Here is a 20,039-nt window from a genome sequence, read left to right as displayed (position 1 = left end):
CCGACAGCCGGCGCACAGCTGTCGCACAGGTTCGTGCGGTGTGCTCCTAGCATGACCGAGGTGATGGACCGGGACGCCGACCCGCTGCGCCGCGCCGACGGCGGCCCGATCCGGGTGCTCGTGGTGGACGACGAGTCGACGCTGTCGGACCTGCTGTCGATGGCCCTGCGCTACGAGGGCTGGGAGGTCCGCGCCGCCGCCGACGGCATGTCCGCGGTGCGCCACGCCCGCGAGTTCCGCCCGGACGCGATCGTGCTGGACGTGATGCTGCCCGACGTCGACGGCTTCGAGGTGCTGCGCCGGGTCCGCGCCGACACCCCCGAGGTGCCGGTGCTGTTCCTGACCGCGCGCGACGCCGTCGAGGACCGGGTCGCGGGCCTCACCGCGGGCGGCGACGACTACGTCACCAAGCCGTTCTCGCTGGAGGAGCTGGTCGCGCGGCTGCGCGGGCTGCTGCGCCGCGCCGGGATGGCCGCCGCCCAACGCTCCTCGGAGCTGGTCGTCGGCGACCTGGTGCTCGACGAGGACGCGCACGAGGTGTCGCGCGCCGGCGACCCGGTGGAGCTGACCGCGACCGAGTTCGAGCTGCTGCGCTACCTCATGCGCAACCCGCGCCGGGTCCTGTCGAAGGCCCAGATCCTCGACCGGGTGTGGAACTACGACTTCGGCGGCCAGTCCAACGTGGTCGAGCTCTACGTCTCCTACCTGCGCAAGAAGATCGACGCCGGGCGCCGGCCGATGATCCACACGGTGCGCGGCGCGGGCTACGTGCTGCGTCCCGCGGCGGAGTGACCCGGTGGTCGTCACCCGCGTCTCCGGCCGGGTCCGCTCGCTGCGGGCCCGGCTGGTCGTCACGGTGCTGCTGCTGTTCACGGTGGCCTGCGTGGCGATCGGCGTCGCGACGACGCTCTCGCTCGACCGCTACCTGTCCACCCGGCAGGACCGCGAGCTGTCGTTCTCCCTGGAGGGCTTCGTCGCCCAGCAGACCGGGCGCGCCCCCGGGCGGCTGACCCAGGACGAGGGCGACGGGACCGGCACCCCGGCCGGGGACGGCGGCCGGCGCCCCGGCCCACCCGACGGGGTGTTCCTCGGGCCCGGCCCGAGCGCGAACGCGATCGGCGCGGTGTTCGACGACGGCCGTGTCGTCGTGGCCCGGCTCGCCCAGCGCGGCGGCACCAGCACCGCGGTGTCCGGCGACGACCTCGGCGCGCTCCGGTCGGTGCCCGCCGACACCGCACCGCACGACGTCACCCTGTCCCTGGGCGACTACCGGGCGATCGGCTGGACCGAGGGGACGACGACCTACCTGATCGCACAGCCGGACAACGCCGGCGCCACCGTGACCAGGCTCGTCGTCACCGAGCTCGTCGTGCTGGGCGGGGCGGTGGTGCTCGCGGGCATCGCGGCGGCCGTGCTGGTGCGTCGCGAGCTGCGCCCCCTCGAACGCGTCGCCGGCGTCGCCGCGCAGGTCGGGGACCTGCCGCTGGACCGGGGCGAGGTCCACCTCGCCGCCCGCGTCCCCGACCCCGACCCCCGCACCGAGGTCGGCCAGGTCGGCACCGCGCTCAACCACATGCTCGACAACGTCGAGGGCGCGCTCGCCGCCCGCCAGGAGTCCGAGACCCGGCTGCGGCGCTTCGTCGCCGACGCCAGCCACGAGCTGCGCACCCCGCTGACGGCGATCCGCGGCTACGCCGAGCTGTCGCGCCGCGAGCGCGACCCGGTCCCGGAGCGGACCACGCACGCACTGGCCCGGATCAGCTCGCAGGCCGAACGCATGTCCACCCTGGTCGAGGACCTGCTGCTGCTCGCCCGGCTCGACGCGGGCCGCCCGCTGGAGCGCGCCGAGGTGGACCTCACCCGGCTGGTCCTCGACGCCGTCGGGGACGCCCACGTGGCGGGCCGCGACCACCGCTGGCTCCCGCGGCTGCCCGATGAGCCGGTCACGGTCACCGGCGACGCCCACCGGCTCGCCCAGGTGGTCACCAACCTGTTCGCGAACGCCCGCACCCACACCCCGCCCGGCACGACGGTCACCGTCTCCCTCGACCGGCCCGCCCCCGGCCGGGTCCGGTTGCGTGTCGCCGATGACGGCCCCGGCATCGCCCCGGACGTCCTGCCGCGGGTGTTCGAGCGGTTTGCCCGCGGCGCCGAGGGACGCACCCGCGCCGGGAACGACACCCCCAGCACCGGGCTGGGCCTGGCGATCGTGGCCGCGGTCGTCGCCGCCCACGACGGGACGGTCGGGGTCGACAGCTCCCCCGGCCGGACGGTGTTCACCGTCGACCTACCGGTCTGAGTGCGGCTCCGCGGCCCCGGGGTCGACGGGCGGGTCGGCCGGGGCGAGATCGGTGGACAGCCGGCGGATGAAGTCGTCCATCGCCTCCTGCATCGTCTGGCGGAAGGCGCCGAGCAGCGACTGGGTGGCGACCGGCTGCAGGGCCTCGACCGCCGTGCGCAGGTCCGCGACGCCGCTGCGGGGCAGCCCGGCCGCGACGTGCGCCGCCCAGACCTGCTCCCGGAACAGCTCGACGAAGATCTCGGCGATCTCACGGGTGCGGGTCAGCAGCTCGTCGCCGACCTGCTGCACCGCCTCCGGCGCCAGACCGAGGGCGACGGCGTGCGCCCCGGACCGGACCATCGACGGGTTGAGCACGCGCAGCCGCCCCGGGCCGGTGCGCTCGATCATCCCGGAGGCGACCAGCTGCCCGACGAACTCCGGGGACGTCCGGGCGCCGGTCCACGCGGCCAGGTCCTCCTCGGCGAGCTCGACCGGCTCCTCCGGCTGCCACGGGGCGAGCATGCCGCGGTAGAGGCGCAGCGCCTCCTCCGCGCTGCCGGAGGGGGTCTGGTTGATCAGCACACCGATCGCGGCGAGCGAGAACCCGCGCCGCTGCAGGCCGGCGATCAGCTCCAGCCGGGCCAGGTGGACGGGGCCGTACCAGGCGGTGCGCCCGCGCATCTCCCCCGGCTGCAGCAGCCCGCGGGACAGGTGGGCACGCACGTTGCGGACGGTCATACCGGCACGCGCGGCGAGCGTGTCGATCGGGAACTCGTCCCCGGCCGTCGGCGTTCCGGACATCGGGGCGGATCCTACCCGGGGCAGCCGGGCGCGCACGGCGACGACGGGCGGGCCGCAACCACCCCGTGACCCGTGGCGACGACGGTCGCGGGCACTCACCCGACGATCAACGATGTCATCGGCTGCCCGATCCGCACCGCGACATCGAGCTGACACCGACCCACACCCGGTTCCTGCTGGTCATGGGCGCAGCGTAGCGGAACGTTGACACGAGTACGTGGCGGGATAGTACTGTTCATGGGTGTCGTCGTCATCACGGTCGACGCGCCCGACCCCGGTCGCATGCCCGCGACCGGTGCACGCCGGGCCGGCCGACGGGTCCCCCTCCCTGCCGGCCGGTCCGGTCCGGTCAGCGCGGTCCGTCGACGGCGCGACCGAGGTGCTCGCGCTGCAGCACCGCCATCCGGTACGCGTCGTGGTAGCGGCCGCTGGCGAAGTACTCCTCGCGCAGCTCGCCCTCGACGACGAAGCCGGTGCGTTCGTAGGCGCGCACGGCACGGGCGTTGTCGACGTCGACGACGAGGTACACCTTGTGCAGGTTCAGCACGCCGAAGGCGTAGTCGAGGGCCGCGGAGGTGGCGCGGGCGGCGAGACCCCGGCCCTGGAAGGCGGGGGCGACGATGATCTGGAACTCCGCGTTGCGGTGGATGTAGTCGATCTCCACCAGCTCGACCAGGCCGGCGCGCTCGCCCGCGCAGTCGATGACGAACCGCCGCTCGCGGTTGTCGTGCACGTGCCGGGCGAAGATCTCCTGCAGCTCGACGAGCGACTCGTAGGGCTCCTCGAACCAGTACGACATGATCCCGGAGTCGTTCGACAGCCCGTGGACGAACGGCAGGTCCTCGCGCTCGAGGGCGCGCAGCCGCATCTCCGGGGTGGGCGTACTCATGGGGCCTCCGCGGGCGACGGACCCGATGCCCGTCGACCCGGAAACCTACGAGGCCGGGGCGGTCAGCGCCCGGCGCGGGCCCGCTGCGGCGTGCAGGACGGACAGTCCCGCCACGGCAGGGCGCGCGCGTCGGCGGGCCGGGCCGCACCGCAGCGGCAGACGCCGGCGAGGCCGCCGAAGCCGGGCATCGACTTGGTCGGACGTCCCGCGCGGACCAGGGTGCGGCCGGAAGCGGACGTGCGTGTGGGCAGGTAGAGGCGCATCAGGATCCCCGACGGTGTGGTGGAGAGTTCGGCGACCTGTGGGTCACCGAGGGACACATCGTCTTCACCCTACGAAACATGACGGACATGCTCAGTGACCTCTGACACAGATCCCCGCACCGGACCCGGCGACCCGACGGGTGGCCCTGCCAGACTGCGCCGCATGGCTGGCTCCCCGCTGCTCCAGAACCTCTCCGGCACCGCCCGTACCGCCTACGAGCTGGGCAGCGGCACCGCCCGCGCCGCCGTGGCCCTGACCCGCTCGGGAGTCGTCCGCCCGCTCGGCCCCGGGAAGCTGTACGGGATGGGCCGGGCCCTGGTGCGCTACGGCAACAGCATCACCGCCGCGTTCGCCGTCGGAGCGGCCCGCCACCCGTACCGGCTCGCCGTCGTCGACGACGACGGGGTCACCACCTACGCCGAGCTGGAGGCCCGCACCGACAGCCTCGCGCTGGCGCTGCTCGACTCCGGCGCCGGGCCGGGCGCCCCGGTCGGCGTGCTGTGCCGCAACGCCCGCGCGCCGATCGAGGCGATGGTCGCGGCGGGCAAGGCGGGCGCCGACGTCGTACTGGTGAACACCGGGCTCTCGGCCGAGCAGCTGCGCGGGGTGCAGGAGCAGCAGCAGCTGCACACCCTCGTCGCCGACCCGGACTTCCTCGACATCGTCCCGGACGGGCCGCGCGTCGTGCTGACCCGCACCCCGGACGGGCCGCGCCGCGCGGGCGACCGCGCGCTCGACGACCTGGACGCGATGGTCGAGCGCGGCGGGCCGGGCGAGCTGCCGTTCAAGCCGGAGCCGTCCAAGCAGATCGTGCTGACCTCCGGCACCACCGGGACGCCGAAGGGTGCCAAGCGGCCGCACCCCTCGACCCTCGCCCCGGCGGCGTCGATCCTGTCGGCGATCCCGCTGCGCGCCGGTGAGCCGACGCACATCGCCGCGCCGCTGTTCCACACCTGGGGCAACGCCGGGCTGCTGCTCGCCTCGCTGCACGGCGCGACCGTCGTGCTGCGCCGCAGGTTCACCCCCGAGGGATTCCTCGACGCCGTGCGCGAGCGCCGGTGCACGACGGTGTTCGCGGTGCCGGTGATGCTGCAGCGCGTCCTGGAGTCCGACGCCGACGGCTGGGGCGACGGCGGGGACGACCCGGCGGGCCCGCGGATCGTGGCCGTCTCCGGGTCGGCGCTGCCCGGCGGACAGGCCAACCGGTTCATGGACCGCTTCGGCGACTGCCTCTACAACCTCTACGGCTCCACCGAGGTCTCCTGGGTCTCGATCGCCGGACCGGAGGACCTGCGCGACGCCCCCGGCACCGCGGGCCGCGCCCCGGCCGGGACCACCCTGGTCATCCTCGACGACGACGACACCCCGGCCGCGGCGGGCGTCGACGGCCGGGTGTTCGTCGGCAACGACCTGCCGTTCGAGGGCTACACCGGCGGCGAGGACGGCCTGGAGGAGCGCGACGGACTGCTCGGGACCGGCGACGTCGGGCACCTCGACGAGCAGGGACGGCTGTTCCTCACCGGCCGGGCCGACGACATGATCGTCTCGGGCGGGGAGAACCTGCACCCCGGCCCGGTCGAGGAGCTCGTCTCGGGGATGGACGGGGTGCTCGAGGCCTGTGTGCTCGGGGTGGACGACGACGAGTACGGCCAGCGGTTCGCCGCCTGGGTGGTGCTCGAGCCGGGAGCCGACGTCACCGCGGACGCGATCCGCAGCCGGGTGAAGTCCGACCTGGAGAAGTTCGCCGCCCCACGGGACGTGCACTTCCTGGACGAGCTGCCGCGCAACCAGACCGGCAAGGTCCTGCGCACGGAGCTCCCCGGCCGGGAGTGACCCGACCGGGCGTCCCGGGTTGAAGTCAGGGAAACCTTCCCTAAGATGGCCCGATGACGGTCACTGCGGCACGTGGCGCACTCGGCGGTCCCCCCGCCGGGGCGCCCGCCGGGGGCTGTGCCGGGCTGAGCGAGGCCGTCGGCGAGCCGATGACCGGCACCGCGCCGCACGTGCGCCGCCTCGTCGCCGTCGAGCACATCGGGGCGTGGCCGCGGAAGGTCGCCGACCACCCGGACCCGGCGGTCACCGCGCTCTGCGACCGGCTCCGCGCCGACGACGTCATCCTCCTCCTGATCCGCCGCCCCGGTCGCGAGGGCCGCTGCGACGCCGACGGCGACCGCACCGTCTACGTCGCCGACCTCGCCCCGGGCGGCTCGCGGGTGTGGGCGCGCACCGTGCGGGGCACCGACGACCTCGCCCGCATCGACCTCGACCCGGGTGCGGGTACCCCGGTCACCGACCCGGTGATGCTGGTGTGCGCGCACGGCAGGCGCGACGTCTGCTGCGCCGTCCGCGGCCGCGCGCTCGCCGGGGAGCTGGCCGCCGAGGGCGCCGACGTCTGGGAGTGCACCCACCTCGGCGGGCACCGGTTCGCGCCGACCGCGCTGGTGCTGCCCACCGGCTACGCCTACGGCCGCCTCGACACCGGCGGCGCGCTGGCCGCGTTGAAGGCCGCGGCCGGGGGCGGCGTCGACCCGTGGAGCTGCCGCGGGCACACCGGGCTGGACCCGGTCCGCCAGCTCGCCGAACTCGCCGTGCGCGAGCACACCGGCATCGGGGACGCGTCCGCACTGCTCGTCGATGCCGTCGACGGCCCGGGGGACGTGACCGTGCGGTCCCGCGACGGCCGGGTCTGGACGGTGCCGGTGGTCATCGACTCCTCGCTGCCGCCACGGCCGCCGTCCTGCGGGGCGGCCCTGGAGGCGGCGACGCCGCTGGTCGCGGGCACCCCCGTCGAGCACTAGCTGTACTGCCCGGACAGGTTGGTCAACCTGCTGATCGGTGGGAGACCACCGATGGCGGTGTGGGGCCTGTGGTGGTTGTACTCGTGCAGCCACCCGGGTAGCGCCTTTCGGCGTTGCGACTCGCCGGTGTAGAGCCGGGCGAAGGCCCAGCCGTCGGCGAGAGTGCGGTGGAACCGTTCGATCTTTCCGTTGGTCTGTGGGCGGTAGGGACGGGTGCGTTTCGGGGTGATCCGCAGCGCGTGGCAGGTGTCGCGCCAGGCGTGGGAGCGGTAGGCCGAGCCGTTGTCGGACAGGACTCGGCGGGTGGTGACCCCGCGGGCGGAGAACCAGGCCACCGCGCGGCGCAGCACAGCGATCGCGGTGGCGGCGGTTTCGCCGTCGTGGATCTCGGCGTAGGCCAGGCGGGAGTGGTCGTCGAGCACGGTGTGCACGAACGCCGTGCCCATCTTCGCCTGGTGGTAGGCGTTGCGAAGTTTCCCAGGGGTCGCGGCCCGGTTGCGGTCTCCCTGGGCGCGCCCGACATAGCGCCAGCCGCCGCCGTCGGGGATGTTGCCCAGCTTCTTCACATCCACGTGCAGCAGATCCCCGGGGGCGGGGTGTTCGTAGCGACGCACTGGTTCTCCGGTGGCGCGGTCGACATGGGCGAGGCGGTTGATCCGACACCGCACCAGCACCCGGTGCACGGTCGAGGCAGCGACACCGACCCGGTCGGCGATCTGGACCGGGCCCAGGCGCTTCTTCCAGCGCAGGTGCACGATCCGGCGCACCACCGGTGCCGGCGTCGCCCGCGGCGAGTGGTGCGGCCGGCTGGAGCGATCGGCCATGCCGGCCGGGCCGTCGGTGCGGTAGCGGTCGGCCCAGCGTTTCGCGGTCGGCCAGGCCACCTGGAACCGGGCAGCGGCCTGAGCGATCGGCACGTCGCCCTCGACGATCAGACGCGCCAGGCGCAGTCGGCCGCGTTCGGACAGTGGAGCGTTAGCGTGGACCACGAGGACCTCCTGTGGTTGTGGGTGCGGGTGCCTTCGACAGCTCCACACCCTCCGCAGGAGGTCCTCACCCTTCAAGATCAGCTAGATCGTGTCGTCACACGAGTTCGACCAACGTCTCCGGTCAGTACAACTAGCCGAACGCGCGCTCCAGGGCGCGGGCCAGGCCGTCCTCCGCGACGGTGCCGGTGGACTCGTCGGCGTCGGCGTGCACCTGCGGCGGGGCCTGCCCCATCGCGATCCCGCGGCCCGCCCAGCGCAGCATCGCGCGGTCGTTGTCGCCGTCGCCGACGGCGAGTACCTCGGAGCGGTCGACGCCGAGCCGGGCCGCGACCCGCGCGAGCCCGGACGCCTTGGACACCCCGGCCGGCACCAGCGTGACCCACGGCAGCTCGTGGTCCAGGGTCGGCTCGGTGCCGGGGACGTGCAGCCGGGCCGCCCGGGCGGCGGTCTCGTCCGGGTCGTGCCCCGGCCAGTACATGACGAGCTTGGGCGTCGGCTCGTCGAGCAGTCCGGCGCGGCCGACCTCGGTGACGGTGCCGGCGAGCACGCCGTCCGGGAACGGGGCGCTGACCCGCTGCCCGACGCCGACGTGCTCGCAGGCGAACACCGCCCCCGGGAACAGCTCGCTCATCGCGTCGAGGCCCGCGGTCACGGCCTCGGGGGCGAGCCGCTCCATCGCCAGGACCCGGCGGGTCGCGGTCTCCATCTCGACCGCGCCGTTCGAGGTCAGGGTGACGCCGTCGCGCAGCCCGATCGCGTCCAGCGCGCCGGCCACGCCGACGACGGTCCGGCCGGTGCACAGCATCACCTCGGCCCGGGTCCCGGCGAGCGCGATCGCGTCGAGGACCGCGGGGCTCGGGGGCCTGCGCCCGTGGACGATGGTGCCGTCGATGTCGAGCGCGACGAGCCTGATCACGGGGTCGACCCTACGTCGAGCCGGAACCGTGTGACGCCGTCGCGTGTCCCGGTGGGGCGCATCCCGATCCGCTCCAGCACCCGCTCCGAGGCGGGGTTGCCGGGCTCGACACCCGCGACCAGCGGCGAGGCCCCGGCCGTGCGGGCCAGCGCGAGCAGCAGGCGGGCGGCCTCGACGGCGTAGCCGCGGCCGCGGCGCGACGGCACCACGCCGTAACCGAGCTCGACGGCGGCCGGGCCGTCGTCGGGGGCGGGGAACAGGCCCGCGCCGCCGACGACCGTACCGCCGTCGCGTTCGACGAGCAGCCGGTGCCCGAGCTCGCCCCAGCCCGGCCCGGACGGATCGCGGGCGAGCAGCACCGCGACGATCCGGTCGCCCTCGGCCGGGAAGTCCGGCGCCCAGTCCGGGTGCCGGGTGCCGGCGACGACCGCGGCCGCGACCTGCGGGGTCCACCCGGGCAGCAGCAGCCGCGGGCCGGCCAGGACCGGCTCCGGGGTCGACGCGGGGACCGGCACGTCGCCGATCCTCCCCCGCACCCGCCCGCCCCGCACCGCGGCGCCGTCCCGCGTCACACCGCCCGCGTCCGCCCTGCGTCCCTGCGTCCCTGCGTCGATCAGTACATGAGGGCTGGCACGGCCCGGGCTCGCAGCGCTCAGGTACTGATCGACGGACCGGGGGGGTTGACCGGCACAGGTGGTTCACAGGTCGATCACCGGTTCCGCACAGCGCGGCGGAGCAGCGTCGCCCGGGTGACGAGCACCCTGTCCCGGCCCCGGCCCGCCCGCGCACCGTCCCCGCCGCCGACCCGCCGATGGCGGCACCTGCCGCTCGCGGTGCTGCTCGCCGCGACGGCCGCGCTGTACCTGTGGGGGCTGTCGGCCTCGGGCTGGGCCAACGCGTTCTACGCGGCGGCCGCGCAGGCGGGCGGGCAGAGCTGGTCGGCGTGGTTCTTCGGCGCCTCCGACGCGGCCGGCGGGATCACCGTCGACAAGGCGCCGGGTGCGCTGTGGCCGATCGGGCTGTCGGTGCGGCTGTTCGGGCTGTCGAGCTGGAGCGTGCTGGTGCCGCAGGCGCTGATGGGCGTCGGCGCGGTCGCGCTGCTGCACGCCGCGGTGCGCCGGGTCGCCGGGCCGGGGGCCGGGCTGGTGGCCGGGGCCGCGCTCGCGCTCACCCCGGTCGCGGTGCTGATGTTCCGCTTCGACAACCCCGACGCGATGCTCGTGCTCGTCCTGACCGGCGCCGCCTACTCCCTCACCCGGGCGGTCGAGCAGGGCCGCACCCGGTGGCTGGTGCTCGTCGGCCTCCTGGTCGGCTACGGCTCCCTCACCAAGATGCTGCAGGCGTTCCTGGTGCTGCCGGCGTTCTCCGCCGTGTGGCTGCTCGCCGCCCCGCTCGCCTGGTGGCCGCGGATCCGGGCGCTGCTCGTCGCCGGGGCCGCGCTGCTGGTCTCGGCGGGCTGGTGGGTGCTCGTCGTGGAGCTGTGGCCGGCCGCGGACCGGCCCTGGATCGGCGGCTCCCAGGGCGACAGCGTGCTGGAGCTGGTCTTCGGCTACAACGGCGTCGGCCGGCTCACCGGCGACGAGGTCGGCTCCGTCGGCGGCGGCGCGGGCGGACGTGCCGGTGGCTGGGGCGAGACCGGGCTGCTGCGGCTGTTCGGGTCGGAGATGGGCCGGGAGGCGTCCTGGCTGCTGCCCGCGGCGCTGGTGCTGCTCGGGGCCCTGCTGTGGTGGACCCGGCGGGCCCCGCGCACCGACCCGCTGCGTGCGGCGACCGTGCTGTGGGGCGGCTGGTTGCTGGTCACCGGGCTGACGTTCAGCCTGATGGCCGGGATCGTGCACAGCTACTACACCGTCGCGCTGGCCCCGGCCGTCGCCGCGCTGGTCGGGATCGGCGGGGCGACGCTGTGGCGGGACCGTGCGTCCGCGGCCGCCCGCTGGTGGCTGGCCGCGGCGGTCGCGGCGACGGCCGTGTGGGCCTACGCGCTGCTGCCCACGGCCTGGCTGGGGTGGCTGCGCCCGGCGGTGCTCGTCATCGGGCTCGGCGCGGCCCTCGCCCTGCTCGGGGTGCACCGGATGCCGCGGGTGCTCGCGGCGGGGGTGCTCACCGCGGCCCTGCTGGCGGGGGCCGGTGGGACGACGGCCTGGGCGCTGGGGACGGCGGCGACCCCGCACACCGGCGCGATCCCGAGCTCCGGGCCGGAGGGCTACGCGTCCGGACCGGGCGGGGCCCGGGGTGGCCCCGGAACGATGCGCGGGCCGTGGGCCGGTTCCGGGTCCGGCGCCCCGGGTGGCGCACCCGGCCCGGCCGGAACCGTCAGCGGTGGGGCCCCCGGGGCACCGGGCGCGACCGGGGGCGGCGCGGCTGCGGGTGCGGCCGGGAACGATGGGTCCGCGGGCGCCCCGGGTGCCGCGACGGCGGGCGGGCCGGGCGGCCGGTGGGCCGGTGGCGGACCCACCCGGGGGCCGGGCGGTGCCGGCGGGCGCGGCGGCGGCCCAGGGGGCATCCTCAGCGCCCCCACGCCGTCGTCGCAGGTCACAGGGTTGATCGCGGCGGACGCGGACGACTTCACCTGGGCCGCGGCCACGGTGACCTCGATGCAGGCGGCGGGTTACCAGCTGGCGTCGGGGGCACCGGTGCTCGCTGTCGGCGGGTTCAACGGCACCGACCCCTACCCGACGCTCGCGCAGTTCCAGCAGATGGTGGCGCAGCACCGGATCCACTGGTTCATCGGCTCCGCGGGCAGCGGGATGATCTCCACCGCCTCCGGCGGCAGCGACGAGGCGCGCCTCATCGCCGAGTGGGTCGCGGCGACGTTCCCGGCCCGCACCGTCGACGGCGTCACCCTCCACGACCTGAGCGCGTCGTGACCCGGCGGGCGGCAGACAGGCTCACAGCCGACGCACAGGTCGATCACACGGCCGCGACAGCGCAGGCCCCGATCGTCGATCCCATGACCACAGTCGTCGCCGGCCCCGCGACCGGCACCCACCCGGGCCACCCCGAGGCGCGTCCGTCCGACCGCGGCCGGACCGTGCTCGACATCGTCGTCCCCGTCTTCGACGAGGAGCGCGAGCTGGAGTCCTCGGTGCGGCGCCTGCACGCGTTCCTCACCTCCGGGTTCCCCTACTCGTTCCGGATCACCGTCGCCGACAACGCCAGCACCGACGCCACCCCGGTGATCGCCCGGCGGCTGGCCGCCGAGATCCCCGAGGTCCGCACGGTGCGCCTGGAGCAGAAGGGCCGCGGCCGCGCCCTGCGCCGGGTCTGGTCGGACTCCGACGCCGATGTCCTCGCCTACTGCGACGTCGACCTGTCCACCGACCTCGGCGCGCTGCTCCCGCTCGTCGCCCCGCTCGTGTCCGGGCACTCCGACCTCGCGATCGGGACCCGGCTGGGTCGCGGCTCGCGGGTGGTGCGCGGCCCGAAACGGGAGTTCATCTCGCGCAGCTACAACCTGATCCTGCGCGGTGCGCTCTCGGCACGCTTCTCCGACGCCCAGTGCGGGTTCAAGGCGATCCGCTCCGACGTGGCCCGGCGGCTGCTGCCGCTGGTCGAGGACACCGGCTGGTTCTTCGACACCGAGCTGCTGGTGCTGGCCGAGCGGTCCGGGCTGCGCATCCACGAGGTGCCGGTCGACTGGGTCGACGACCCGGACTCCAGCGTGGACATCGTGGCGACGGCCGTCGCGGACCTGAAGGGCGTGTGGCGGGTCGGCCGGGCACTGGCGACGGGTGCGCTGCCGCTGGCCGAGGTCCGCGCGCAGCTCGGGCGGGCGCCGCTGGCCCCGCCGGAGGTGCCCGGGGTGCCCCGGGCGATGCCGTTCCAGCTGGCCCGCTTCGCCGCGATCGGCGTCGCCTCGACGGCGGCGAACCTGGTGCTGTTCCTCGCCCTGCGGGGGGTGCTCGGGCCGATCGCGGCGAACGTCGTCGCGATGCTGTTGTGCGCGGTCGTGAACACGGCGCTGAACCGGCGGTTCACCTTCGGCGTCCGCGGCCGGGGCCGGGCGGTCACCCACCAGTTCCAGGGCCTTGTCGTGTTCGCCCTGGGACTGGGGCTGACCACCGGTGCACTCGTCGTTCTCGGAGTGGTCGCGCCCGGCGCGCACCCGGCCGTCGAGGTGGCGGTGATCGTCGGGGCCAACCTGGTCGCGACGGTGCTGCGCTTCGTCCTGTTCCGCGCCTGGGTGTTCCGTCCCCGGGCCTCCGCCACCATCCCGATGGAGAAGGCGACCCTGCAGTGACCAGCACCCTCGACCGGAACCCCACACGGTCCGACGCCTCCCCACCCCCGGCCGGCGGTTCGCACCGCCGGCTCCGGGCCGCATCGGTGATCGCTCTCCTCACCGGCACCGGCCTGCTCTACCTGTGGGACCTCGGCTCCTCGGGCTGGGCCAACTCCTTCTACGCCGCCGCGGTCCAGGCCGGGGCGAACGACTGGACGGCGTTCTTCTTCGGCTCGCTCGACCCGCAGAACGCCATCACCGTCGACAAGCCGCCCGCGTCGCTGTGGCCGATGGCGCTCGCCGCCCGGATCGTCGGGTTCAGCTCCTGGAGCCTGCTGGTTCCCCAGGCACTGATGGGCATCGCCGCGGTCGGGCTGCTCTACGCCGCGGTGCGCCGGGTGTCCGGGCACGGCGCCGGGCTGCTCGCCGGGACGCTGCTGGCGCTGACTCCGGTCGCGGCGCTGATGTTCCGGTTCGACAACCCCGACGCGCTGCTGACGCTGCTGCTCGTCCTGGCGGCGTACCTGCTGGTCCGTGGTCTGGAGGACGGCCGGACCCGGTGGATCGCCGCAGTCGGGCTGGTGCTGGGGTTCGCGTTCCTGACCAAGTCCCTGCAGGCGTTCCTGGTGCTGCCCGGTCTGGCTCTGGCTTGGCTGTGGGCCGCGCCCGGCCGTCCGTGGCGACGGGTGTGGCAGCTTCTCGTGGGCGGTGCCGGGATCGTCGTCGGCTCCGGCTGGTGGCTGCTCGCCGTCGCGCTGTGGCCGGTCGACGCCCGCCCGTACATCGGCGGGTCCGGGGACAACACCCCGCTCGGACTGGCGTTCGGCTACAACGGTCTCGGCCGCATCGTCGGCGGCGAGGGCGGCGGGCCCGGCGGTGGCGGGAGGCCCGGTGCCGCGTTCGGCGGCGGGATGCCCGACGCCGCCGGTCTCCCGGGCGGCGCGGCCGGTGCCGTGCCCGGGGGCGGCATGCCACCGGGCGGGCCCGGGGGCGGTATGGGCGCGGCCTTCGGCGGCCGGGCCGGGTTCCTGCGGATGTTCGGCGATTCCTTCGGCACCCAGGTCTCCTGGCTGCTGCCGGCCGCGCTGCTCCTGTTCGTCGCGGCGCTGGTGCTCCGTGGTCGAGCCGCGCGCACCGACGCGGTCCGCGGTTCGCTGATCGTGTGGGGCGGCTGGACGCTGGTGACCGTGCTGGTGCTGTCCTTCATGGAGGGCATCGTCCACCCGTACTACGCGGTTGCCCTCGCGCCCGGGATCGCGGCGCTGGTCGCGGTCGGCGCCCGCGAGCTCCTGCGGTACCGGGACCGCCGGTGGGTCCGTGGGGTGCTCGCCGTCGCCTCCGCCGGGACCGCGGTGTGGGCGTTCGTACTGCTCGGCGGGTCGCCGCAGTTCCTGCCGTGGCTGCGGTGGGTGGTGCTGGTGGCGGGCGTCGCCGCCGGTGCGGCGTTGCTGGTCCCCGCCCGGGGGCGACGGTGGCTCGCCGTGGTCCTCGGCGTCGCGGTCCTGAGTGGGGTCGCCGCGCCGGCCGCGTACGCGGTCCAGACCGCGGCGACCACGCACGAGGGCTCCACACCGATGGCCGGGCCGTCGGGCGCCGGCGCCGACCGGGGCATGGGCGGGCCCCGCGACCGACGGGGCGGGGCGGACCGGACCGACGGCACCGACGGCACCGACGGCACCGACGCGGGCATACCGGGGACCACGACCGGTGCCGGCCCGTCGGGCACCGGCGCCACTGATGCCGGTGGGCTGCCTGCCGGTGCCGCGCCGGATGGTGCCGGGCAGCCCGGCGCGGGCGGGCCGGGCGGGATGCCCGGTGGCGGTCCGGGAGGCGAGCGGACCAGCGCCCAGGTCGTGGCCCTGCTGCGTGAGGCAGGACCGGCCCGCTGGGCGGCGGCGACGATCGGCTCGCAGGGCGCGGCGTCGATGATGCTCGCCGCGGGCGGGGACAGCGCCGTCATGGCGATCGGCGGCTTCTCCGGCAGCGACGACTCCCCCACCCTGGAGCAGTTCCGGCAGTACGTCGCGCAGGGCGACGTCCGGTACTTCGTCAGCGGCGGCGAGCGGGGCGGCCCCGGCGGCGGCCGCGGCACCGGGGCGGAGATCACCGCCTGGGTCGCGCAGCACTACACCGCGACGACCGTCGACGGCACCACGGTCTACGACCTGTCCGCGCCGGCCCACTGACCGTCGTCGCCCGCCGAGTGGCACACCACGTACCCGGACCCGGATTCCGGACGCACGTGGTGTGCCACTCGGCGGCACCCCTCTGTCGGCCGCGCCACTCTGTCGGCCACGCCCCCCTTTCGGCCACAGTGGGGTCTCCGACGGCGTGCTCGGATGCTCCCGCCGGGTGCGGTTCGGCAGAGTGGGACCATGACCGCCACCGGCCCCCGCACCGGCGACCCCGGACCCGGGATCCCGACCGACGCGCTGCCGCTCCCGTTGCGCCCACCCGCGAACCGGGTCGACCCCCGCGCGATCTGGTGGTGGCGGCTCTCGGCGGTGCCGGTCCCGCTCGTGCTGCTCGCCGGCCAGGTCGTCGCGTGGTTCCTGCTGCCCGCGGTGCCGTGGCACGGGGTGCTGGTCGCGACCGTGGTGCTGACGGTGCTGTGGCTGCTGGTCGGGACGCTCGTCGTGCCCGGTCTGCGGTACCGGCTGCACCGCTGGGAGGTGACCGAGGACGCCGTCTACACCCGGTCGGGCTGGCTGGTGCGGGAGTGGCGGATCGCGCCGATCCCGCGGGTGCAGACCGTCGACACCGAGCACGGCCCGCTGCAGCAGGCGCTGCGCCTGGCGACGGTGACCGTCACGACGGCATCGGCCCGCGGCCCGGTCCGCATCGCCGGGCTCGACGCCGACGCCGCCGCCGAGCTCGCCCGCAGGCTCACCGAGACGACCGGGCGGCACAGCGGGGACGCGACGTGACCGAGCCCGTACCCGTCGCACCCGCGGACGGCACCGGCACGCCCCCCGAGGAGGTCGGCTGGCGACGGCTGCCGGGCCGGATGCTGCTCGTCGGCCCGGCCACCGCGCTGCTGCGGCTGGCCCCCGCGCTGGTCGTGCTGGTCCTGTTCGGCGCGGGCAGCGGCAACTCCACCCAGGTCTGGATCGCGGGGGCGGCGGTCGTCGTCGCGGTCGCGGTGGGCGTCGTGCGGTGGCGCACCACCCGCTACCGGATCACCGACGAACGCGTCGAGCTGCACAGCGGGCTGCTGAACCGGCAGCGCCGCTCGGTGCCGCGGGATCGGATCCGCACCGTCGACCTGACCGCACCGCTGCTGCACCGGCTCGTCGGGCTGTCGGTGGTGAAGGTCGGCTCCGGGCAGAGCGGGTCGGACGCGGGCCTCGACCTCGACGCCGTCACCACCGACGAGGCCGAACGGCTGCGCCGCGAGCTGCTCGCCCGCCCCGCCCCGGCACGCGGACCGGCCGCGGTCGCCGGCGGGACCGGGGCGGACCGGGCCCGGGTCGAGGGGAACGGTTCCGACGGGAACGGTGCCGACGGGGACGCGGCCGGCGGGGACGGGACCGTCGGCGAGGCGGATCCCGTCAACCCCGCGGGCGAGGAGCTCGACCGGATCGACTGGTCCTCGCTGCGCTTCGCCCCGCTGACGGTCAGCTCGCTGGCCGCGATCGGTGCGCTGGCCGGCGCCGGCTGGAACGTGCTCAACGAGACCGGCCTCGACCCGCGCTCGCTGCCCGGCGCGGACGCCGTCGCCGGGGAGCTGTCGGCCGCACCGGTCTGGGCGACCGTGCTCGTCTCGGTCGCGCTCCTGCTGCTGGTCATGGTCGCCGGCAGCATCGTGCTGTTCGTGGAGCGCTGGTGGGACTACCGGCTCAGCCGCGAGCCCGACGGCACGCTGCGGGTACGACGCGGCCTGCTGACCAAGCGGTCGCTGTCGGTGTCCGAGCAGCGGCTGCGCGGGGTGACGGTGTCCGAGCCGCTGCTGGTGCGGGCCCTGGGCGGCGGTGCCCAGGCCGGGGCACTGACCGTCGGGCTCGCCGGGGAGGACACGGACTCCGGCGGCGGCGCACTCGGCCCGCCGGTGCGCCGCGCGCACGCCCACGCCGTCGCCGCGACGGCCGCACGCGCGACCGGCCCGGTCACCGACGGCCCGCTGCGGGCGCACCCGGCCCGGGCCCGGGCCCGGCGCCTGGTGCGCGCGGTCGGCCCCGCGCTCGTCCCGGCCGTCGCCCTCGGGGTCTTCGCCTGGTTCGACGCCGCGGTCTGGCCGGTCGTCGTCGGCGTTGCGCTGGTCGTGGTGGCCGTGCCGCTCGCGCTGGACCGCTACCGCGCCCTGGGCCACCGGCTCGACGAGCGCTACCTCGTCGCCCGGCACGGGTCGCTGCTGCGCACGACGACCGCGCTGCGCCGCGACGGCGTCATCGGATGGCGGGTGCGGCAGAGCCTGTTCCAGCGCCGAGCCGGGGTGCTGACGCTGGAGGCGACCACCGCCGCAGGCGGCGGCGCGGTGCAGGTGCTGGACCTCGACCCCGCCGACGCCGTCGCACTGATGGCCGCGGTGACCCCGGACGCGGTCACCCCGTTCCGGGCCTGACCCGTGGGTCAGCGACGCCGGCGGGTCCCGAACAGGCTGCGGGTGATCTCGCGGGTCACGGTGTTGGTGAGCTGACGACCGGTCGGCGACTGCAGGAAGTCCCCGATCTTGGAGAAGAACCCGCCGCCCGGCGAGTCCTGCGGCGGGGGCGGCGGGGCCTGGCCCGGCTCCGGGGCGGGTGCCGGGGGCGCCTCGACCGGCGTCGCCTCGCCGCCCGGCCCGGCCGCGATGCTCGCGGTGAGCTTCTCGTAGGCGGACTCGCGGTCCACCATCTGCCCGTACTTCGCCTGCAGCGGTGAGGCGGCGGCGTCGGCGCGGACGTCGTCGACCGGCAGGGCCGCCATCAGCGAGCGCGGGGCCCGCAGCCGGGTCCAGGCGACCGGGGTGGGCGCGCCGCGCTCGGACAGCACCGTGACGACCGCCTCACCGGTGCCCAGCGAGGTCAGCGCCGACTCCAGGTCGTAGACGTCGGACTTCGGGTAGGTCCGCACGGTGCGCGACAGCGCCTTCTGGTCGTCCGGGGTGAAGGCCCGCAGCGCGTGCTGGATCCGCGCGCCCAGCTGGGACAGCACCTCGTTCGGCACGTCGGTGGGCAGCTGGGTGCAGAAGAACACGCCGACGCCCTTGGACCGGATGAGCTTGACGGTCTGCTCGATGCGGTCGAGGAACGCCTTCGACGCGTCGGTGAACAGCAGGTGCGCCTCGTCGAAGAAGAACACCAGCTTGGGCCGGTCGAGGTCGCCCGCCTCGGGCAGCTCCTCGTACAGCTCGGCGAGCAGCCACATCAGGAACGTGGAGAACAGCACCGGGTTCGCGGCGCGTTCGGCCAGCTCCAGCAGGGTGACGACGCCCTTGCCGTCAATCTGACGCATCAGGTCCGCGGGGTCGAACTCGGGCTCGCCGAAGAACTCCTCGCCGCCCTGGGCCTCCAGGTTGACCAGCGCGCGCAGGATGACCCCGGCCGTCGCCGGGGAGACCCCGCCGATGCCCTTGAGGTCGGCCTTGCCCTGGTCGGAGGTGAGGTGCTGGATGACCGCGCGCAGGTCCTTGGTGTCCAGCAGCGGCAGCCCGCGCCGGTCGGCCCAGTGGAAGATCAGGCCGAGGGTGGACTCCTGGGTGGCGTTGAGGCCGAGCACCTTGGCCAGCAGGATCGGGCCGAACTGGGTCAGCGTCGCCCGCACCGGGACGGCGACGCCGCCGTCGCCCAGCGACAGGAACTGCACCGGGTACGCGGTCGGGCTCCAGTCGTCGCCGGTGTCGGTCGCGCGGGCGGTGACCTTGTCGTCCGGCTCGCCCGCGCGGGCCATGCCGGACAGGTCGCCCTTGACGTCGGCGAGCAGGACGGGGACCCCGGCGTCGGACAGCTGCCCGGCCAGGGCCTGCAGTGTCTTGGTCTTGCCGGTGCCGGTCGCCCCGGCCACCAGGCCGTGCCGGTTCAGCGTCGCGAGGGGGATCCGGACCCGCGCCTGCGGGTCGCACACCCCGTCGACCATGACGGTGCCGAGCTCGAGCACAGCTCCGTCGGTGGCGTATCCGGCGGCGATGGTGCGGGCAGGTGTGTCGTCAGCCACGGCGCGAGCCTAGGGCACTCCCCCGACGGTGACGGCCGAGGCTCGCGCCGGTCGCGACGACGTCACCTAGGCTGTGACGATGACCGATCGGCTGGTGTGGATCGACTGCGAGATGACCGGGCTGGATCTGGGCTCCGACGCCCTGATCGAGATCGCGGCACTGGTCACCGACGGCGACCTCAACATCCTCGGCGAGGGCGTCGACGTGGTCATCGCCTGTGACGACGCGAAGCTCGACGCGATGCCCGACGTCGTGCGCGACATGCACGCCCGGTCCGGGCTGACCGAGGAGGTCCGGCGCGCGACGGTCACGATCGAGCAGGCCGAGAAGATGGTGCTCGACTACGTCCGCACCCACGTCCCGGACGCCCGCTCGGCGCCGCTGGCCGGCAACTCGATCGCGACCGACCGCGGCTTCATCGCTCGGGACATGGCCGAGCTCGACGGGTACCTGCACTACCGGATGATCGACGTCAGCTCGGTGAAGGAGCTGGCGCGGCGCTGGTTCCCGCGGGTGTTCTACGCGAAGCCGGAGAAGGGCCTCGCGCACCGCGCGCTCGCCGACATCCGCGAGTCGATCCGCGAGCTGGCCTACTACCGGCAGGCGCTGTTCGTGGCCCCGCCCGGTCCGACGACCGAGCAGGCGCAGGCCGCCGCGGCCGCGGTCGCGCACGTCGCGGCACCCCCGGAGGGCGGTACGACCCCCGCCTGACACCCCCCGGAGCGGGCGGGCTACAGTGGTTCAGC

General features: G+C 75.4%; 17 protein-coding genes. 10 read left to right on the top strand and 7 right to left on the bottom strand.

Translation table 11 applies throughout. From position 1 onward, the window contains the following. The first annotated feature begins 51 nt into the window (after positions 1–51). Both ATL51_RS23060 and ATL51_RS23055 read left to right on the top strand, forming a co-directional pair. Entirely contained in the window at positions 52–792 is a 741-nt protein-coding gene (locus tag ATL51_RS23060; RefSeq protein ID WP_062400865.1) for a response regulator transcription factor, read from the top strand. A 4-nt stretch (positions 793–796) separates the two neighbouring features. Next, on the top strand, positions 797–2,299 hold the full coding sequence (locus ATL51_RS23055; protein ID WP_100879916.1) for a sensor histidine kinase: 1,503 nt from the start codon (positions 797–799) through the stop codon (positions 2,297–2,299). Here the strand turns inward: ATL51_RS23055 and ATL51_RS23050 are convergent. The 3 genes from ATL51_RS23050 to ATL51_RS23040 all read right to left on the bottom strand — a co-directional run bounded on the left by ATL51_RS23050 (position 2,288) and on the right by ATL51_RS23040 (position 4,291). After that, positions 2,288–3,082 carry a MerR family transcriptional regulator gene (locus ATL51_RS23050; RefSeq protein WP_100879915.1) on the bottom strand — a complete coding sequence of 265 codons (795 nt, stop codon included), beginning with the start codon at positions 3,080–3,082 and terminating at the stop codon, positions 2,288–2,290. The genes ATL51_RS23055 and ATL51_RS23050 overlap by 12 nt on opposite strands. Positions 3,083–3,431: 349 nt before the next feature. Then, positions 3,432–3,971, bottom strand: a complete 540-nt coding sequence (gene speG, locus ATL51_RS23045) for a spermidine N1-acetyltransferase (protein WP_073577211.1) — start codon at positions 3,969–3,971, stop codon at positions 3,432–3,434. Positions 3,972–4,033: 62 nt separating this feature from the next. Next, positions 4,034–4,291: a hypothetical protein gene (locus ATL51_RS23040; protein ID WP_100879914.1), complete on the bottom strand. Its 258-nt coding sequence runs from the start codon at positions 4,289–4,291 to the stop codon at positions 4,034–4,036. A 106-nt stretch (positions 4,292–4,397) separates the two neighbouring features. Between ATL51_RS23040 and ATL51_RS23035 the strand changes: the two genes are divergently transcribed. Further along, the gene (locus ATL51_RS23035) at positions 4,398–6,068 is read left to right on the top strand and encodes an AMP-binding protein (protein WP_100879913.1); all 1,671 of its coding nucleotides are present in this window, start codon (positions 4,398–4,400) and stop codon (positions 6,066–6,068) included. A 53-nt stretch (positions 6,069–6,121) separates the two neighbouring features. Beyond that, positions 6,122–7,033 (top strand): sucrase ferredoxin, encoded by a 912-nt coding sequence (locus ATL51_RS23030; protein WP_100879912.1) that lies wholly within the window; start codon positions 6,122–6,124, stop codon positions 7,031–7,033. Here ATL51_RS23030 and ATL51_RS23025 read toward each other — a convergent pair. From ATL51_RS23025 to ATL51_RS23015, 3 genes are all read right to left on the bottom strand, one after another. Further along, on the bottom strand, positions 7,030–8,022 hold the full coding sequence (locus tag ATL51_RS23025) for an IS481 family transposase (RefSeq protein ID WP_100879911.1): 993 nt from the start codon (positions 8,020–8,022) through the stop codon (positions 7,030–7,032). The two genes, ATL51_RS23030 and ATL51_RS23025, sit on opposite strands and share 4 nt — an antisense overlap. A gap of 130 nt (positions 8,023–8,152) precedes the next feature. After that, positions 8,153–8,938: an HAD family hydrolase gene (locus ATL51_RS23020; RefSeq protein ID WP_073575405.1), complete on the bottom strand. Its 786-nt coding sequence runs from the start codon at positions 8,936–8,938 to the stop codon at positions 8,153–8,155. Beyond that, positions 8,935–9,453 (bottom strand): GNAT family N-acetyltransferase, encoded by a 519-nt coding sequence (locus ATL51_RS23015; protein WP_100880890.1) that lies wholly within the window; start codon positions 9,451–9,453, stop codon positions 8,935–8,937. Before ATL51_RS23015 ends, ATL51_RS23020 begins: the two co-directional genes overlap by 4 nt. A 234-nt stretch (positions 9,454–9,687) precedes the next feature. Here ATL51_RS23015 and ATL51_RS23010 point away from each other — a divergent pair, with 234 nt between their 5' ends. From ATL51_RS23010 to ATL51_RS22990, 5 genes are all read left to right on the top strand, one after another. Then, the gene (locus tag ATL51_RS23010) at positions 9,688–11,805 is read left to right on the top strand and encodes a glycosyltransferase family 39 protein (protein WP_392567382.1); all 2,118 of its coding nucleotides are present in this window, start codon (positions 9,688–9,690) and stop codon (positions 11,803–11,805) included. A gap of 83 nt (positions 11,806–11,888) precedes the next feature. Beyond that, positions 11,889–13,178: a bifunctional glycosyltransferase family 2/GtrA family protein gene (locus ATL51_RS23005; protein WP_100879909.1), complete on the top strand. Its 1,290-nt coding sequence runs from the start codon at positions 11,889–11,891 to the stop codon at positions 13,176–13,178. 86 nt (positions 13,179–13,264) lie between these two features. Continuing rightward, the gene (locus ATL51_RS23000; protein ID WP_301549146.1) at positions 13,265–15,346 is read left to right on the top strand and encodes a glycosyltransferase family 39 protein; all 2,082 of its coding nucleotides are present in this window, start codon (positions 13,265–13,267) and stop codon (positions 15,344–15,346) included. Positions 15,347–15,535: 189 nt separating this feature from the next. Next, positions 15,536–16,087, top strand: coding sequence for a PH domain-containing protein (locus tag ATL51_RS22995; protein WP_100879907.1), 552 nt, complete (start codon positions 15,536–15,538; stop codon positions 16,085–16,087). Further along, entirely contained in the window at positions 16,084–17,721 is a 1,638-nt protein-coding gene (locus ATL51_RS22990) for a PH domain-containing protein (protein ID WP_301549145.1), read from the top strand. Before ATL51_RS22995 ends, ATL51_RS22990 begins: the two co-directional genes overlap by 4 nt. Positions 17,722–17,729: 8 nt before the next feature. Here ATL51_RS22990 and ATL51_RS22985 read toward each other — a convergent pair whose 3' ends face one another. Next, on the bottom strand, positions 17,730–19,292 hold the full coding sequence (locus tag ATL51_RS22985; RefSeq protein WP_301549144.1) for a helicase HerA-like domain-containing protein: 1,563 nt from the start codon (positions 19,290–19,292) through the stop codon (positions 17,730–17,732). A 79-nt stretch (positions 19,293–19,371) separates the two neighbouring features. On the opposite strand from ATL51_RS22985, the gene orn reads away from it, so the two are divergent. Further along, positions 19,372–20,004, top strand: coding sequence for an oligoribonuclease (gene orn, locus ATL51_RS22980; RefSeq protein WP_100879906.1), 633 nt, complete (start codon positions 19,372–19,374; stop codon positions 20,002–20,004). Positions 20,005–20,039: the final 35 nt, after the last annotated feature.

Source organism: Pseudonocardia alni (assembly GCF_002813375.1).
Classification (GTDB): Bacteria; Actinomycetota; Actinomycetes; order Mycobacteriales; family Pseudonocardiaceae; genus Pseudonocardia; species Pseudonocardia alni.
Note: the sequence above shows the minus strand (reverse complement) of the source record. Positions and strands in the feature narration are given on the sequence as shown.